The sequence below is a fragment of the Marinomonas sp. TW1 genome (genome assembly GCF_001625355.1).
Taxonomy (GTDB): domain Bacteria; phylum Pseudomonadota; class Gammaproteobacteria; order Pseudomonadales; family Marinomonadaceae; genus Marinomonas.
This window is the reverse complement of the sequence record NZ_JSEE01000001.1, coordinates 56,250-71,552: the sequence shown is the minus strand read 5'-3', so window position 1 is coordinate 71,552 and position 15,303 is coordinate 56,250. Positions and strand designations below refer to the sequence as shown.

Here is a 15,303-nt window from a genome sequence, read left to right as displayed (position 1 = left end):
GGTTCCTTTGTTAGGGGGAATCGGCCATTTCTTTTGCGATCATCTTTTTAACGGTTTCTTTATCGACGATCAACAGTTCACTGTCTTTTCGCAGTGATTTTATTAGGCCTGCCATCATGGCAATAATGACGATTGAAAAAGGTAACGCCCCTGCGATAGAGGCGGCTTGGAGTCCTTGCATCGCTTCCGTTCCCCCCATTAACAAGACGATCAACGTCACCGTACCGAGTACACCACCCCAAATAACCAATTGCTGTTTTGGCGGCCGGCGTCCAAAGGCTAATAAGCGCCCTAATACTAGGGTGCCTGAGTCGGCGGCGGTGATGAAAAAAATGATCACGGCTACCAACGCGAAGGCTTTCGCAATGATGGCGATTACGCCAGGTGTTAAAACATCAAAGGAGCGATACAGGCTGCCAGCATAATCCCAATTGGTCACCGCGGCTTGATAAATGCTGATATCAGCCCCGTAGATTGATTCATAAATGCCGGCAGAACCAATGATGCTGAACCACGCCATAGCGGCTAATGAGGGCGTTAGAATCACACCAAGTATAAATTCCCGAATGGTTCGGCCTCGGGAGATTCGAGCAATAAATAAGCCCACGAATGCTGACCAAGCAATCCACCAGCCCCAATAAAAAATAGTCCAGCTGCCTTGCCAAGTACGTTCTAATGGGCTGCGAGCTGTCCAAAGGCTCATTGACATGGCATTGGAGATAAAGTCTCCCAATGTGGTCAGTGAGTTGGCAATGATGTAGTTCGTGCCGGAGCTGGCAAATAAGAAGTAAGCCAAAAGAATAAGGCAGATGTAGGTGTTCAAGGTGGATAAGGATTTAATGCCTCGCCCCACGCCGCTGGTGGCAGAAAGTGTGGCTAGGGCGGTGACCAGAACGATGGAGCAAACCGTGATGGTCTGAGAAGATTGTTCGATAAAGCCGAGGGCGACTAAGCCTGCGCCAATCTGTTGAGTGCCTAAGCCTAATGTGGTGGAAATGCCAAAGATGGTGCCGAGCACCGCCAATATATCGGCGGCATTGCCAATGGGGCCATAAATACGATTACCAATCAAAGGGTAAAGGGCTGAGCGTATTGATAAAGGTAGTCCTTTACGAAAAGAGAAATAGGCGAGAGAAAGGCCAACGAAACCATACATCCCCCACGCCACGGTTCCCCAATGGAAAAACGTCAGTGTTAGGCCTGCGGCAGCGGCATCAGAGACTAAGTCATTGGGCATCGGAAACTGAGCATCGCCAGGCATTAATCCCGCGTCCAAGGCGGCTTGCTTTGCGGTAAAGAAATCGCTTACGGCAAGTTTCGTTTCCGCGTTCATAAAAGGGTTTCCGCCGCTCCACTGACTGGCGAAATGTATCATTGGCTCGGACATAGAGAAAAACAGCATGCCAGCTCCTGTGCCACAACTAAATAGCATTGAGAACCAAGCAAAATTGGAAAATTCTGGCCGTTCATGGTCTTGCCCTAAGCGGATTTTTCCAATCTTAGAAAACATAAAATACAGACAGATGAGAAAGGCAGCGAGCATGAGGGCAATGTAATACCAGCCCAAGGTTTGCTCGATCCAGGTTTTGATGTTCAGAAATTGCGTGCTAGCTGTTTTGCCCAGCAAGATCGCATAGAGCACAAAGACAATCACTAGGCTGATGCTGGTGATTCCGAGGGTGGAATTGAGTCCTTTTAAAATGCCACGGGTCTCAATTAAATCGTCTAATTTTTGATCGCTCATCATACATTAAAGTCCTTTTGCTTATTGATGAATATTGATTTCTGTTCGTCCTTTGAATGTCATAATGCCCTGATTGAGAGGTTAATACGAACCTTTTTCAGTTGCAGGGGTGTGATGGTGAGTGAGTTGGGAAAGGGGGCACGGTTTTTTCAGAACAAAAGCGCATAGAGGTATTAAGTCGTTGATTGGGGCGAGATGTCTATTGACTCTTGTTAGCGTGCTTTTTTGCTCGAGAGGCTACGTGGGATCATTGAGAGTCAGTTTATTTCCGTTCACGACCCAGCCTTCGCTTTCTAACTTTTCTTTTTGTCGAATGTAGGCGTCCGTTCCTTCGGCAAAGCTGATGCGCTTTTGAGCATTGACGACTCGATACCAAGGTAGCTTAGTGTCTTTGGGCAATTTTTTAAGTAATTGACCAACTTGCCTGGCGTAACCTGGGAAGCCTGCCAATTTGGCGATTTCTCCGTAGCTGAAACATTCACCCGTTTGTGACTGGTGCAAGATTAGAAATACTTGAGATTTAAAATGCGTCATTGCTTGATTAGTCACGGTATTGCCCATAGTTATAGAGTAAGTCAAAAACAAAAGAAGGTAATCATGAGATTTGCGTTGTTACTATTTATCCTTGTGCCCATTATCGAAATGACCGTGTTGATTCAAGTTGGCAGTGAAATCGGTAGCTTGGCGACAGTGGGCTTGGTCTTTCTAACCGCTATTGTAGGGGTGAGTCTGATTCGTAAGCAAGGTTTAGAGACCTCTTTAAAGGCCCAAGAAAAAATGCGTCGTGGTGAACTGCCAGCATCTGAAGTCGCTGAAGGTGTGATGTTGCTGTTTGCGGGTTTGTGTTTGTTGATCCCTGGTTTTGTTACCGATGCCATTGGTGGCTTGTTGCTGATTCCGGTGCTACGTAAGTTGTTCGCAGCTGGGTTAGTGGTTAAGTTGATGAGCTCTGTTATGGCGCGAGGTACTCAGTGGCGCAGTCGTGGTTACTCTGAATCCACCAAAGAAGGTGACATCATCGAAGGTGAGTACGCCAACGAAGATAATGATTTAATTGATAAAAAATAATTTATTAGATGGGTTGAAAAATAAATTAGCAACCGTATATAAACGTTCGATAGAGATTCTCGCAACTAAGCGAGATAAGTCCTGCCAGGGGAGTCCTGGTATTGTTTTAATTGGAGAAAATGATTGATGAATATTCGTCCTTTGCACGATCGTGTCGTTGTTCGCCGTAAAGAAGAAGAAACAACAACCGCATCTGGTATCGTCCTACCTGGATCTGCTACAGAAAAACCAACACAAGGTGAGGTTTTGGCTGTGGGCACTGGCCGTATTCAGTCTAATGGCGATGTAAGTGCGCTTGCTGTTAGTGTTGGTGACACTGTACTTTTTGGTCAATACTCAGGCCAAACAGTGAAGATCAACGGTGAGGAACTGCTTATCATGAAAGAAGATGAAATTTACGGCGTTATTGAAGCCTAATTCGTCTTATCCTTCCTATTTATTTTTGTAACATTAAAACAGTTAAAAGGTATTAGAGCATGTCAGCTAAAGAAGTTAAATTTGGAGACAGTGCACGTCAGCAAATGCTGAAAGGCGTTAACGTACTAGCCGATGCGGTGAAAGTAACGTTAGGACCTAAGGGTCGTAATGTTGTCATCGAAAAATCTTTCGGCGCGCCATTAGTGACAAAAGACGGTGTGACCGTGGCGAAAGAAATCGAATTGGAAAATAAATTCGAGAACATGGGCGCACAAATGGTCAAAGAAGTGGCGTCGCAAGCAAACGACGTAGCGGGTGACGGTACAACGACGGCGACAGTATTGGCGCAAGCTTTTGTAACGGAAGGACTTAAATCCGTTGCAGCGGGTCGTAACCCAATGGATCTTAAGCGCGGTATCGACAAAGCGGCTGAAGCCGTTGTTGCTGAAATCGCAGCCTTGTCTACACCTTGTGCTGATACACGTGCAGTTGAGCAAGTAGGTACTATCTCTGCGAACTCTGACGCGTCTGTTGGTAAAATCATTGCTGAAGCAATGGAGCGTGTTGGTAAAGAAGGTGTTATCACCGTAGAAGAAGGTTCTGGCTTTGAAGATGAGCTGGCCGTAGTAGAAGGTATGCAGTTCGATCGCGGTTACCTATCGCCTTACTTCATCAACAACCAAGAAAGCATGAGTGCGGAACTTGAAAACCCATTCATCCTATTGGTTGACAAGAAAATCTCTAACATCCGTGATTTGCTACCAGTATTGGAAGGCGTTGCAAAAGCGTCTCGTCCACTATTGATCGTTGCGGAAGACGTTGAAGGCGAAGCGTTGGCGACTTTGGTTGTGAACAGCATGCGCGGTATCGTGAAAGTGGCGGCAACCAAAGCACCTGGTTTCGGTGACCGTCGTAAAGCGATGTTAGAAGACATTGCGATCCTAACGGGCGCAACTGTGATCTCTGAAGAAGTTGGTCTAAGCCTAGAAGGTACAACGCTAGAGCAATTAGGTACAGCGAAGCGTGTTACGTTGACAAAAGAAAGCACAACCATTGTAGACGGTGCTGGCCAAGCGGCGAACATCACGTCTCGTGTTGAGCAAATTCGTGCAGAAATCGCGAACTCTTCTTCTGATTACGACAAAGAAAAATTGCAAGAGCGCGTAGCGAAATTGGCTGGCGGCGTTGCGGTTATCAAGATCGGTGCTGCAACAGAAGTAGCGATGAAAGAGAAGAAAGCACGTGTTGATGATGCACTTCACGCGACTCGCGCAGCCGTTGAAGAAGGTGTTGTTGCGGGCGGTGGTGTTGCTTTGGTTCGTGCATTGACCAAAGTGGTTAGCCTAGAAGGTGACAACGAAGATCAGAACGTTGGTATTGCACTAGCACTTCGTGCTATGGAAGCGCCAATGCGTCAGATCGTGACTAACGCAGGTGACGAAGCGTCTGTTGTGGTAGACAAAGTGAAGCAAGGCGAAGGTAACTACGGTTACAACGCGGCCACTGCTGTTTACGGCGACATGTTGGAAATGGGTATCCTAGATCCAGCCAAAGTAACTCGTTCTGCGCTACAAGCCGCAGCGTCTGTTGCAGGTCTAATGATCACCACTGAAGCGATGATTGCTGATCTTCCAAAAGAAGACGCGCCAGCGATGCCAGATATGGGTGGCATGGGCGGAATGGGTGGCATGGGCGGCATGATGTAAATCAGCCCCTAACACCTCAGCCTAGCTGAAAATGAAGCCCCGCTGCCGGAAGGTAGCGGGGCTTTTTTGTGTTCGTGTCATTAATGAAGTCTGCTAGGTATTTAAATGTCTCTTGGGTGAGTTGATTCAATTTTATACCCTGGTGTTTTGCTGATTTCGAGGGAAAAGTGAAGGGATGCATTTTTCATGCTAGGTCGATAATCGGAATGCTTGATTCTGAAGGGTGAAGTGCTGCTGATTTGAACGTCTTTTTTTTTGCTAACATTTTGAAAATACTTATAAAAATATGGTTTTTGGTCGGATTGGCTTGCCTTTTTTCTATGTGAGTATCATTATCATTGGCCTTTTTTAGTGGTTAGATATGGCTTGTTTAGAATGTTATCCAATAGAAAGTTATTAGAATTAATTGAGTCACAGCGCTTTGGCTGCGAGTTTCAGCCTATTGTGGAATTAAAGAGCGGTGATGTGTACGCCTATGAAGCATTGTCGCGTTTTAAAATGGCGGATGGCAGTTTGATTCGCCCTGATTTCGTTTATGCCGCTTTGCATGACAACCCCTTGTTATTATTGCAAGTGGAATTGGCGCAAAAGCGCATTCAACTAGAAGGGTTGTCTCGTCAGCAAAGGGTGTTTGTGAATCTGGATCAGGATGCCTTTTATGCGTGTGGCACAGACGTTGAAGAGAATCCTTTCATAGAGTTGATCCAAGATCATGACCGCGATCGGGTAATTGTTGAGTTAATTGAAAACTCTGAAATGAGCGATGCTTTGATGAGTTTGTCCATGATTGAAGTATTCAATAAGCTTGGCGTTAGAACGGCTTTGGATGATTTATGTAACCCCAAATCCATGTTGTCGGTCGCGGTACTGCAATTGGTTGAGTGGGTTAAATTGGATAAATGTGTGCTGGAACAAAGATTAGATGCTAATTTTATGGTGTTCGTCGAGAAAATGATCGACTTTGCTAAGGTGACTGGTAAAAAAGTAGTATTGGAAGGGGTGGAGAAAGAATCAGACTTGGCGTTTGCTCGTCAGATTGGCGTGGATTATGTGCAAGGTTTTTATTTTAAAGAGCGTTTTATATCGGAGTGGACTTAGCGTTTTAACGGGGGATTCGAGAGAGGCAGTGCGTGTTTTAAGAATGCGTCTTTTGTGTAAATATTGAACGAAAAAGTCAGCCTAACTCATTTAGTCCAAACCATTGATTCTAAAGCTATTGATAAATACTCACCTGTGTAAGATACTTGTTTAATATTTGTGTCCGTTATTTGTAAATAAAGGGAAGCTTATGCTCAGAAAAACCCTCGTCAGTATTGCTGTGTCTGGAGCTTTGTATGTCTCCAGCAGTTACGCGCTAGAGTTGGGTGAGTTAACCTCGCAGTCAAGCTTAAATGAGCCATACCGCGGGAAAATTGAGCTTTCTGATGTGGGCGCATTAACCAGTGACGATATTTTGGTGCGCTTAGGCAGCGAAAGTGAATTCCGTCAGGCTGGCTTTTTGCCGACGCGTGTTTTATCTCAATTGACGTTTGAAGTAGAACAGGAAAGTGGTGACTTTGTTGTTTCTGTTTCCTCTGATCGTCCTTTGATGGTGGATGAGTTGCATTTTGTGCTGGCCGCACGTTGGCCGAGCGGTCAGGTGGTACGAGAATACCAAGTGCCGCTTAATCAAACCGCCTTGGTGGATAAAGCACAAAGTGAAGTGGTGCAAGCGGCACCTGTGACATCGGCGCCTACGACAAACCAAACCACAGATACATCCGCGTTTGCTGAGGCCACCGCAGCGGCTGAAAACATGCCTATGCAAGCGGAATTAGATGTCGTCAAAGGGAATACCCTTTGGTCTATTGCTGGTCGTAATCGCCCGTCTAATCAATTGACCATTTATCAAACGATGATGGCAATCCAAGCGTTGAATAAAGACGCGTTCTATTCTGAAAACATCAACTTGCTCAAAGAAGGCGCGGTATTGCGCCTGCCAACACAAGAGCAAATTGCCCTGTTTAATAACAATGTTTCCAAAGCCGAATTTCAGCGTCAGCATGATGCTTGGATGGCTTTAAAGGCCGCGAAAGGTGATCAAGGGAACGTTGAACAAGCACAACTTAATACTCAAGCCGAAGCCAAGCCTGCAGCGACTGCTGCTGATAAGACGGGTGATCAACTCACCTTGGCATCCGGCCAAAGTGTGTTGCCAGAAAAAGAATCCAGTTCGAACGCAGGTGACAGCAACAGTGCGATGGTAAACTCATTGAAGAGTGAGTTGTCTGCGTCGCAAGAAATGCTAGACAAAGAGCAGCGTGAGAAAGGTGAGTTATCTGACAAGCTAACAGACTTAAATAAACAGTTAGAAACCCTTGAAAAGCTGATCAGTCTGAAAGATAAACAAATGGCGGAATTGCAGCAGCAATTCGCCAGTGCTCAACAGGCTCTACAAGAGCAAAAAAATACGGTTGATCAGCTTTTAGAGGCGGACCAAATTCGCCGTGAGAAAGAGCAGGCGGAAGCGGACTCCCTGATGAATACCATTTTTGGTAATCCGATTATTTTATCAATCGGGGCGGGTGTCTTACTGCTTTTAGGTTTCTTGATTGGCTTAATCATGCGTCGCTCAGGAAAAAAGCAAAATGAGGATGTCGACAGCGCAAAAAAGGATGAATTTGATTTGTCTACTGCAGCAGCGGTAGCCACACCGGTTGCGGCGGCAGTGGCGTTAGATGAATCAATGGATGAGGCAGAAGCAAACGAAGAGTTAGCGGAAGAAGACCCTTTTGCATTCGACTTTGATACGCCAGAAGAAGAGCCTGAGGATTTTAATGCTTTTGACGAAGAGGTTGCTTCAACTGATTTCCCAGAAGTGGCCGATGACATGGATATGGGCTTTGAGGACGAGACAGCAGCCGAAGACATTCTTGAAAATGCTGATGAGCCAGAAGAAGAGTTCCCAGGTTTCGAAGACATAGACGATTTGCCTGATCCTGTATTGGATTTGGCCGATGAAGAGAGTGCTGCTGAAGAAGCGTTTGATGATATTCCAACCATGGAGCCTGAACTGGATGAGTTTGATGCGTTAGATGAACCAGAGGCAGAAGCGGAAGACGATTTATCTGAATTCACGGCACCAGACGATCTGCAAATTGACAGTGAAGAAGAATCGTTTGTTTCAAATTTGTTAGAAGACACTGAGCAAGAAGATGTCGATGAATCTGCGATCTTTAATGGTGTGCCAGACGACAGTGTTGAAAATTCGATTGAAGAAACGCTGGCTGAAATGCAGGACGATGTCGAAGAGATCGATGTGCCCGCATTTGGCGAGGCCGAAGCGGCTTCGGATGAAGAAATCAGTGATGACGAAGAGGAATTTGATTTCTTTGATGCCAGTGGTGATGAAGTTGCGACCAAGCTTGACCTAGCCAGAGCCTATATGGATATGGGTGACGAAGAGGGTGCTCGTGTGATTTTAGAAGATGTGGTTGAATCCGGTAATGAACAGCAAATTGCCGAAGCGCAAAGTATGATGGAGCGGATGTTCCCAAGTGACTAAGAAAGTGGTATTGGTCGTTGAGTATAACGGCTCAGCGTATAAGGGCTGGCAAGCCCAAAAGTTTGATGTTCCAAGTGTTCAAGAAAAATTAGAAAAAGCCTTGTCTGTGATCGCCAATCATACGGTAAAAGTAGTATGTGCAGGGCGCACAGACTCGGGTGTTCATGCTAGTGCACAAGTTGTGCATTTTGAGACCCAAGCAGAGCGAAATGAGCGATCTTGGACTCTGGGTGTTAACACCTACCTTCCTGAAGATATTAGCGTTGTGGCAGCTCGTCACGTAGACGATGACTTTCATGCTCGATTCAGTGCATTAAGTCGTCGCTATCGTTATGTAATTTATCAAGCGGATTTTTGTCCCGCTATTTTGGCGAAAGGTGTTACTTGGAGTTACAAGTCACTTGATGTCAATGTCATGCGGCAAGCCGCTGCGACCTTTATTGGTACTCATGATTTTACGTCTTTTCGTGCGGTTGGTTGCCAAGCCAAAACGCCAGTTCGAACTATTTTAAATTTTGATGTTCATCAACTCGGTCAGTACATCGTTTTGGATGTACGAGCGAATGCGTTTCTGCATCACATGATACGAAATTTTGCTGGCGTGTTGATGACGATTGGTGCTGGTGAGCAGCCGTTGGAATGGGCGCAACAAGTATTGGACGCTAAAGACAGGACAAAAGGTGGCATTACTGCATCGCCTTATGGTTTGTATTTTGTCGATGCGGAATACCCAAAACATTTTAATGTGCCTGTGTGCAAATTAGGCCCTCATTTTTTACCCTTTGTAGACGAGTCCTGTTATGAGTTGTCGAGTTAAAATCTGTGGAATAACCAATTTAGCGGATGCGCTGTCGGCTTGCGAAGCGGGTGCGGATGCTTTGGGCTTTGTGTTTTATGAAAAAAGTCCACGTTATGTGAGTCCTGATGTGGCGAACGACATTGTTGCTCAGTTGCCGCCATTCGTGGTGCCAGTGGCGTTGTTCGTTGACGCTGAAAAAAGTTTGATTGAGTCGGTTATTAGCGCCAGTGCTCGTTGGATGATTCAGTTTCATGGTAATGAATCTGAGGCGGAATGTGTGTCTTATCAGCGTCACTATATGAAAGCCTTACGGGTGAAAGAGGGTGATGACATTGCCCACAGTGTGTCACAATACCCCAGTGCAAGTGCCATTCTGTTGGATGCTTATAAGAAAGGGGTTCCAGGTGGCACAGGTGAAACCTTTAATTGGTCTTTGATACCAAGTGATTTGCCTAAACCTATTGTATTAGCGGGTGGCTTAACACCGGATAACGTTACTCAAGCGGTGGCCCAAGTGGTGCCTTATGCAGTTGATGTGAGTGGTGGTGTTGAGCAATCAAAAGGCATCAAAAATAATATGAAAGTGACAGAGTTTATAACGGGAGCAAAACGTGGATAGCAAGAAAGATCATATCAATTTGCCAGATGAGCACGGGCGTTTTGGTGATTATGGTGGTGTGTTTGTTTCCGAAACACTGATGTCGGCATTGGATGATTTGTCAGAAATGTATGAAACCTTATCAAAGGATGCGGCTTTCCAAGCCGCGTTTGATTACGATTTGGCTCATTACGTGGGGCGGCCTTCTCCTTTGTACTTTGCTGAGCGTCTGACACAAAAAGCCGGTGGCGCGAAAATTTATTTAAAACGTGAAGACTTGAACCACACAGGTGCGCACAAAATTAACAACACCATAGGTCAAGCCTTGTTGGCGAAACATATGGGTAAGCCCAATATTATTGCAGAAACTGGGGCTGGGCAGCATGGTGTCGCTTCGGCAACGGTTGCTGCTCGTCTTGGCTTAAAATGTAAGGTGTTTATGGGGGCCGAGGACATTCGTCGTCAGTCGCTAAACGTCTATCGTATGAAACTATTGGGCGCAGAGGTGATTTCGGTTGAATCTGGTACGCAAACGCTGAAAGATGCTTTGAATGAAGCCATGCGTTACTGGGTTGGTAATGTGGATGATACCTTTTACATCATAGGTACGGCCGCTGGCCCTCACCCTTATCCTAAGTTGGTGCGCGATTTTCAGGCCATTATTGGTCGTGAGACAAAACAGCAATGTATTGAGCATGAAGGGCGTTTACCAGATGCGCTTGTCGCCTGTGTCGGTGGCGGTTCCAATGCAATCGGTATGTTTCATCCTTTCATTGAGGATGAGTCTGTGGCCATGTACGGTGTTGAAGCTGGCGGAGATGGTCTTGAGACGGGGCGTCACGCTGCGCCGCTATCTGCTGGTCGTCCTGGTGTCCTGCATGGTAATCGAACTTATGTCATGGCGGATGATGATGGGCAAATTATCGGTACCCACTCTATCTCGGCTGGATTGGATTACCCTGGCGTAGGGCCTGAACATGCCTGGTTGAAAGACGTAGGGCGTGCCAATTATGTGGCCATTAATGATGATGAAGCCATGGACGCGTTCCGTGATTTAACGCGCCTTGAAGGCATTATGCCAGCATTAGAGTCCAGTCATGCCGTGGCTTATGGTATGAAACTCGCGGCAACCATGTCTGCAGATCAAGTGGTCGTTGTGAATTTGTCTGGGCGTGGCGATAAAGATATTTTGACGGTTGCTGAATTGGATGGAATTGAAGTATGAGTCGCATAAAGCAATGTTTTGAAAATTTAGAAAAATCTGGTAAAAAGGCGCTCATTCCATACATCACGGCAGGCGATCCATCTCCTAAGCACACAGTAACCATTATGAATGCTTTGGTGGATGCGGGTGCAGATGTGATCGAGATTGGTATGCCATTCTCTGATCCGATGGCGGATGGTCCTGTTATCCAGCTGGCTTGTGAGCGCAGCTTGGCAGCGGGTACCAGCGTTCGAAAAGTATTGGACATCATTGCTGAGTTTAGACAAGGCAATAGCACGACACCCATTGTTTTGATGGGGTATTTAAACCCAATTGAGTTTTTTGGTTATCAAAAATTTGCCGATGCAGCAAAAGAAGCTGGGGTAGATGGCGTTTTATTAGTAGATCTGACTCCAGAAGAGGCGACAGATGTAGTAGAATGCTTCCGACAAAATGAGATTGATCTAATTTACTTATTGTCACCGACCACCACACTTGAACGAGCAAAGAAAATTTGTGACTTAGCGTCTGGCTATGTGTATTACGTTTCAGTAAAAGGCGTAACAGGTTCTAGTGAATTGGATGTAGACAGTGTTAAACAGCATGTGGATACCCTACGTACTGTGACATCTTTACCCATCGGGGTAGGTTTTGGTATTCGTGATGCCAAAACCGCAGCGGCCGTAAGTCGTTGCTCTGATGGTGTCATTGTTGGCAGCGTATTAGTGAATTGCATTGCTGAAAATAAAGATCAACCAAAAGAATATATAGCTGACGCTCTGGGGGGTATTTTGACTCCCATGCGTAGTGAAATGGACGCCTGAGTGGCAGCAAATACAGAAGTATGGAGAAGTAAATGAGTAGCTGGTTAGATAAGTTTGTACCTTCTATTGTGCGTAGTGAATCACGACGTACATCATCTGGTTCTGTGCCAGAAGGTCTTTGGAAGAAGTGCCCAAAATGTGAAAACGTTTTGTATCGCCCAGAGTTAGAGAAAAATTTGGATGTTTGCCCTAAGTGTAATCATCATTTGCGTGTCAATGCGCGTCGTCGTTTGGACATCTTTTTAGATAAAGAAGGTCGTACTGAAATTGGTGCGCACCTAGAGCCAGAAGATAAATTGAAATTCAAGGACTCTAAGCGCTACAAAGATCGTATCGCTGATGCTCAAAAAGCAACGGGCGAAAAAGACGCTTTGGTCGCGATGCAAGGTGAATTGAACGGCATGCCTGTTGTGGCGGTGGCGTTTGAATTCAGTTTCCTTGGCGGCTCCATGGGCGCCATCGTGGGCGAGCGCTTTATTCAAGCGGTAAATGTTTGTCTTGAAAAGCGTATTCCATTGGTGTGTTTTTCTGCCAGTGGTGGTGCACGTATGCAAGAAGCCTTGATTTCTTTGATGCAGATGGCCAAAACCAGTGCTGGTCTTGAGCGCATGAAGCAAGAAGGTATCCCTTACATTTCTGTGATGACAGACCCTGTATTCGGTGGTGTATCGGCTTCGTTGGCCATGTTGGGTGATTTGAACGTGGCTGAACCCAATGCCTTGATCGGCTTTGCTGGTCCTCGCGTTATCGAACAAACGGTTCGTGAGAAGTTGCCAGAAGGTTTCCAGCGCAGTGAATTCCTATTGGACAAAGGGGCGTTGGATACCATCATCAAGCGTGAGGAAATGCGTGATCGCCTGTTTAATGTATTGTCGTTGTTGACCAAACACAAGGTTGCATAATTAAATGACGCCAACGTCATTAGCGGATTGGCTCTCATACATTGAGAGCCAACACCCCTCTGAGATCGAATTGGGTCTAGAAAGAGGGAATAAAGTCTTAGCAAAACTGGGCTTAAAACGTCCTAAGCATAATGTTATTACCGTTGCTGGCACCAATGGCAAAGGTTCCACTTGTGCCATGCTGACCCAGTATTTGGTGTCTCAAGGGCATTCTGTCGGTACTTATACTTCCCCGCACTTTCTGCATTTCAATGAGCGTATCGCTCTGAACAACCAGCCTTGTGAAGACGCTTTGATTTGCCAAGCGTTTGAGTTGATCGAGCAGGTGCGTGCTGATATTCCCTTAACCTATTTTGAGTTTAGTACGTTAGCTGCCCTTTGGGTGTTTGACCAATCTGAACTGGATTACTGGGTATTGGAAGTGGGCTTAGGTGGACGACTGGATTCGGTAAACATGATTGATGCGGATGTGGCGGTGGTGACCTCCATTGCACTAGATCATGTTGATTGGCTGGGGGATGATATTAATGTCATTGCTTGCGAAAAAACAGGCATCGCACGTGAAGGGAAATTGTTAGTCAGTGGTGTCGTGAACCCACCTCAGGGGATTGCAGATACCGCCGCTGATATAGGTGCTGTGCTAAAGCAAAAAGGCGTTGATTTCCAATTTTCAGCTCAGCAAAAGACATGGTCTTGGCAGAATGAAGAGCATCGATTTGAAGCCTTACCGATTCCATCATTACCTTTGCAGAATGCCGCGACCGTCGTGGCTGTGTTGACCTACATGGGATTAGAACCCCAAACATCCGCTTTAATTGAGTTGTTTGCCAGCGCAGAGTTGACGGGGCGTTTTCAAAAAGTGTCTCAGCAGCCTGATGTGTATATTGATGTGGCCCATAATCCAGAGGCCGCTATTGAGTTACAACAACGATTGGCAGTGTTGGATGCGCAGCCCATTGCGGTGTGTGGTATGTTGCATGACAAAGACATCGGCTCCGTGATGTCTATTCTTGCGGATTCTTTTGAGACTTGGCATTGTGCCGACTTAGCCGGACCTAGAGGGGCGAAAGCGCAAGACTTAGTGGCATATTTAGCCCCGCTTGATATCAACACTCAGTGTTACTCTAGTATTGCCCTGGCTTTGCTTGGTGCGATTGAGCAAGCAAAGCAAGAAGGGCGTCCGTTAGTCGTATTTGGGTCTTTTGTAACGGTTTCTGACTATCTGCAATTCGCCAAGGGAAAGAATGATTTATGATTGACAGACGTTTAACTTATCGTTTGATTGGCGCAGGCTTGATGGTAGTGTCTGCTGCCATCGTGTTGCCATTAGTCTTGGATGGCGAGCGACCACCTGAGCTGGATATGCAAGTGGCGGTTTCTGAACCTCCGGCGTTTGAAGTGGTAGAGATTGCGCCAGTTAAGTCGGCTCAAGAGATTGCTGCAGAAGAAGCCGAAAAAGCCCCGCAAGACATTCAGCTTATTCCTCTGGCTAAGTCGGTTTCGTCTTCAACGACTCAGCCTAAACAAGAAGTGAAAGCCCCCGTGCCGGTGAAAAAAGCGGCAAAGGTTGAGCCTAAAAAAGTCGCGGATCGATGGGCGGTTCAAATTGCCACCTTTAAAAGTAAAAGTAATGCGACGCGTTTGGTTGAGAAGTTAAAAAAAGCTAATTATGACGCCTACAGTATGACGACTAACGCCTTATACAAGGTCTTTGTAGGGCCTGAGTTCAAACGAGATACGTCGAAAAAAATTCGTGATGACATCAAAAAAGAATTTGGTTTAGCCGGTCTTGTGGTGAAGTATTCAGTGAATTAATGTCACTTGTCTTTAACGGTATTTGGAATCAAGTGATCATCTGATACACTCCCTCGCGATTTAAGCATGTTCATGGAGCAAGGTAATTAATGGCAACAGTTGATTGGTTGATCATTGCAGTAGTGGTGATGTCTTCTTTGTTAAGTTTGAAAAGAGGCTTTGTCAAAGAGGTGTTGTCCTTATTAACTTGGGTGATTGCCTTTGTGGTGGCCGTGAAGTTTTCGGATCAGATGCAATCTCTGCTGGTTGAGCAGGTACAAAATGATCAGATTCGGTATATCGTCGCCTTTGTTTCTTTGTTCGTCGCTTCCTTAGTGGTTGGTGCTTTGGTGAGCTTTTTATTAGGCTCATTGATTCAGGTGACGGGATTATCCAGTACCGATCGAGTCATGGGTATGTTGTTTGGTTTTGCGCGCGGTAGTTTAATTGTCGTGGCGTTTGTCTCCTTGTTCAGTTTGAGTCCAGCCATTCAAGAAACAGATTTTTGGAAAACATCGCAATTGATCCCTCAATTAGGGCAGTTGAATGATTGGACGCGTGATATGTTAGGCAAGAGTTCGGAACTGATTGATCCGGCTCTCATTGAGCGCGCCCTAGGTAATTGATCGCTTAATAAGTGATTAAAAATTAGAGAGAAAATCGTGCGGCTTATCAAGCCGCAATTCCCCAACACGAGGATCTA

15 protein-coding genes are annotated in these 15,303 nt (G+C 45.9%); 13 read left to right on the top strand and 2 right to left on the bottom strand.

The window, feature by feature from the left end; genetic code table 11:
• Positions 1 to 10 precede the first annotated feature (10 nt).
• Both OA79_RS00305 and OA79_RS00300 read right to left on the bottom strand, forming a co-directional pair.
• Positions 11 to 1,747, bottom strand: coding sequence for a BCCT family transporter (locus OA79_RS00305; protein ID WP_063331241.1), 1,737 nt, complete (start codon positions 1,745 to 1,747; stop codon positions 11 to 13).
• A gap of 234 nt (positions 1,748 to 1,981) precedes the next feature.
• Complete coding sequence (locus OA79_RS00300; RefSeq protein WP_269447806.1) at positions 1,982 to 2,293, bottom strand: MGMT family protein; 312 nt, start codon at positions 2,291 to 2,293, stop codon at positions 1,982 to 1,984.
• Between the two features lie 48 nt (positions 2,294 to 2,341).
• Here OA79_RS00300 and OA79_RS00295 point away from each other — a divergent pair, with 48 nt between their 5' ends.
• The 13 genes from OA79_RS00295 (at position 2,342) to OA79_RS00235 (ending at position 15,226) form a co-directional block, all read left to right on the top strand.
• Positions 2,342 to 2,812: an FxsA family protein gene (locus OA79_RS00295; RefSeq protein WP_063331240.1), complete on the top strand. Its 471-nt coding sequence runs from the start codon at positions 2,342 to 2,344 to the stop codon at positions 2,810 to 2,812.
• 126 nt (positions 2,813 to 2,938) lie between these two features.
• The gene (locus OA79_RS00290) at positions 2,939 to 3,229 is read left to right on the top strand and encodes a co-chaperone GroES (RefSeq protein ID WP_013796108.1); all 291 of its coding nucleotides are present in this window, start codon (positions 2,939 to 2,941) and stop codon (positions 3,227 to 3,229) included.
• A 59-nt stretch (positions 3,230 to 3,288) separates the two neighbouring features.
• Positions 3,289 to 4,935, top strand: a complete 1,647-nt coding sequence (gene groL, locus OA79_RS00285; RefSeq protein WP_063331239.1) for a chaperonin GroEL — start codon at positions 3,289 to 3,291, stop codon at positions 4,933 to 4,935.
• A 375-nt stretch (positions 4,936 to 5,310) separates the two neighbouring features.
• Entirely contained in the window at positions 5,311 to 6,033 is a 723-nt protein-coding gene (locus OA79_RS00280; RefSeq protein WP_063331238.1) for an EAL domain-containing protein, read from the top strand.
• Positions 6,034 to 6,223: 190 nt separating this feature from the next.
• Positions 6,224 to 8,479, top strand: a complete 2,256-nt coding sequence (locus OA79_RS00275; RefSeq protein ID WP_063331237.1) for a FimV/HubP family polar landmark protein — start codon at positions 6,224 to 6,226, stop codon at positions 8,477 to 8,479.
• A complete protein-coding gene (gene truA / locus OA79_RS00270) occupies positions 8,472 to 9,296 on the top strand; it encodes a tRNA pseudouridine(38-40) synthase TruA (protein WP_063331236.1) in 825 nt (274 codons plus the stop codon). Before OA79_RS00275 ends, truA begins: the two co-directional genes overlap by 8 nt.
• Complete coding sequence (locus OA79_RS00265) at positions 9,280 to 9,897, top strand: phosphoribosylanthranilate isomerase (protein WP_063331235.1); 618 nt, start codon at positions 9,280 to 9,282, stop codon at positions 9,895 to 9,897. The genes truA and OA79_RS00265 overlap by 17 nt, the downstream gene beginning before the upstream one ends.
• Positions 9,890 to 11,101, top strand: a complete 1,212-nt coding sequence (gene trpB, locus OA79_RS00260) for a tryptophan synthase subunit beta (protein WP_063331234.1) — start codon at positions 9,890 to 9,892, stop codon at positions 11,099 to 11,101. Before OA79_RS00265 ends, trpB begins: the two co-directional genes overlap by 8 nt.
• The gene (gene trpA / locus OA79_RS00255; protein WP_063331233.1) at positions 11,098 to 11,904 is read left to right on the top strand and encodes a tryptophan synthase subunit alpha; all 807 of its coding nucleotides are present in this window, start codon (positions 11,098 to 11,100) and stop codon (positions 11,902 to 11,904) included. Before trpB ends, trpA begins: the two co-directional genes overlap by 4 nt.
• A 32-nt stretch (positions 11,905 to 11,936) precedes the next feature.
• The gene (gene accD, locus OA79_RS00250) at positions 11,937 to 12,806 is read left to right on the top strand and encodes an acetyl-CoA carboxylase, carboxyltransferase subunit beta (RefSeq protein WP_063331232.1); all 870 of its coding nucleotides are present in this window, start codon (positions 11,937 to 11,939) and stop codon (positions 12,804 to 12,806) included.
• Positions 12,807 to 12,810: 4 nt separating this feature from the next.
• On the top strand, positions 12,811 to 14,061 hold the full coding sequence (gene folC, locus OA79_RS00245; protein ID WP_063331231.1) for a bifunctional tetrahydrofolate synthase/dihydrofolate synthase: 1,251 nt from the start codon (positions 12,811 to 12,813) through the stop codon (positions 14,059 to 14,061).
• The gene (locus OA79_RS00240; protein WP_063331230.1) at positions 14,058 to 14,621 is read left to right on the top strand and encodes an SPOR domain-containing protein; all 564 of its coding nucleotides are present in this window, start codon (positions 14,058 to 14,060) and stop codon (positions 14,619 to 14,621) included. Before folC ends, OA79_RS00240 begins: the two co-directional genes overlap by 4 nt.
• An 89-nt stretch (positions 14,622 to 14,710) precedes the next feature.
• Positions 14,711 to 15,226 (top strand): CvpA family protein, encoded by a 516-nt coding sequence (locus tag OA79_RS00235; protein ID WP_063331229.1) that lies wholly within the window; start codon positions 14,711 to 14,713, stop codon positions 15,224 to 15,226.
• Positions 15,227 to 15,303 lie beyond the last annotated feature (77 nt).

Coding starts and splice junctions, on each gene's coding strand:
- OA79_RS00305 (WP_063331241.1), bottom strand. CDS start 1,747: ATGATGAGCGATCAAAAATTAGACGATTTAATTGAGACCCGTGGCATT.
- OA79_RS00295 (WP_063331240.1), top strand. CDS start 2,342: ATGAGATTTGCGTTGTTACTATTTATCCTTGTGCCCATTATCGAAATG.
- OA79_RS00290 (WP_013796108.1), top strand. CDS start 2,939: ATGAATATTCGTCCTTTGCACGATCGTGTCGTTGTTCGCCGTAAAGAA.
- groL (WP_063331239.1), top strand. CDS start 3,289: ATGTCAGCTAAAGAAGTTAAATTTGGAGACAGTGCACGTCAGCAAATG.
- OA79_RS00280 (WP_063331238.1), top strand. CDS start 5,311: ATGTTATCCAATAGAAAGTTATTAGAATTAATTGAGTCACAGCGCTTT.
- OA79_RS00275 (WP_063331237.1), top strand. CDS start 6,224: ATGCTCAGAAAAACCCTCGTCAGTATTGCTGTGTCTGGAGCTTTGTAT.
- OA79_RS00265 (WP_063331235.1), top strand. CDS start 9,280: ATGAGTTGTCGAGTTAAAATCTGTGGAATAACCAATTTAGCGGATGCG.
- trpA (WP_063331233.1), top strand. CDS start 11,098: ATGAGTCGCATAAAGCAATGTTTTGAAAATTTAGAAAAATCTGGTAAA.
- accD (WP_063331232.1), top strand. CDS start 11,937: ATGAGTAGCTGGTTAGATAAGTTTGTACCTTCTATTGTGCGTAGTGAA.
- folC (WP_063331231.1), top strand. CDS start 12,811: ATGACGCCAACGTCATTAGCGGATTGGCTCTCATACATTGAGAGCCAA.
- OA79_RS00240 (WP_063331230.1), top strand. CDS start 14,058: ATGATTGACAGACGTTTAACTTATCGTTTGATTGGCGCAGGCTTGATG.
- OA79_RS00235 (WP_063331229.1), top strand. CDS start 14,711: ATGGCAACAGTTGATTGGTTGATCATTGCAGTAGTGGTGATGTCTTCT.